The organism is Bacteroides sp. OM05-10AA (assembly GCF_003439055.1).
Lineage (GTDB): Bacteria > Bacteroidota > Bacteroidia > Bacteroidales > Bacteroidaceae > Bacteroides > Bacteroides intestinigallinarum.
In genome coordinates this window covers 1-851 of record NZ_QSUR01000092.1, presented here as the reverse complement: position 1 = coordinate 851, position 851 = coordinate 1, and the positions used below count along the sequence as shown (strand labels likewise).

General features: G+C 37.6%; 1 protein-coding gene and 1 pseudogene. Both read left to right on the top strand.

Going from position 1 to position 851, the window contains the following annotated elements:
• A pseudogene (locus tag DXB58_RS28325) lies at positions 1 to 221 on the top strand (hypothetical protein); the annotation flags it as partial.
• Between the two features lie 16 nt (positions 222 to 237).
• Entirely contained in the window at positions 238 to 768 is a 531-nt protein-coding gene (locus DXB58_RS27585) for a DUF4376 domain-containing protein (RefSeq protein ID WP_122138881.1), read from the top strand.
• The last annotated feature ends 83 nt before the right edge of the window (positions 769 to 851 follow it).

Below are 851 nucleotides of genomic sequence, written 5' to 3'. Positions count from 1 at the left end.
GTCTATATTTTCCTACCACTTTCTATAATACTGATTATAACATTTATTTCACTGGAGCAGTAAATAATACAAGTGAATCTTTTATATATGCTCCGGGGTATGACCTTAATGGTAAATATACATCATATTGTAAAGTTCTCACTCGCGGAATAAATTCAACTCCGGCTATCGTTTGGACTGGCTGGAATTTTACATGGTTTGCGATCGGGCGTTGGAAATAACTAAAAAACAAATATTATGAAGTATTGGAAAAATGGATTCTACGACGAATACCAAGAAGGTTCGGTAGAAATTACGGATGAATATTACAATCAACTACTAGCGGGTCAATCGGCAGGGTTACTCATAGCTGAAAGTAAGAAAGGATGTCCGATCTTAGTTGTGCATGAAGCTTCTATAGAAGAAATCAGAGCGCAAAAACTTGATGAATTACGATTGTTCGATTCATCTGAAGCAGTGAATCAGTTCAGTATAAACGGAGTATTGGGATGGCTAAACAAGTCTACACGCGTCGGGCTTATGAACTCAATCAATATTGAGAAAGAAGCCGGGCGATCTGAAACAAGTATTTGGATTGGTGATACAAGGTTTGTCTTATCAATCGAAAGAGCTATTGACATTTTACAACAGCTAGAATTGTATGCCCTTGCTTGTTTTAACACGACACAAAGGCATACGAAGGCTATTCAACAGCTAGAGACAAAAGAAGAAATTAAAGCATACAACTATTATGTAGGCTATCCGGGAAAGCTAAGTTTCACCGGATAACCGACCGTATAATCATAGTTTTCAATTTCCTCAATTGTCTGCAATGATCTGACTGCTGCGATGTGCGATTGTGTCACATTGTA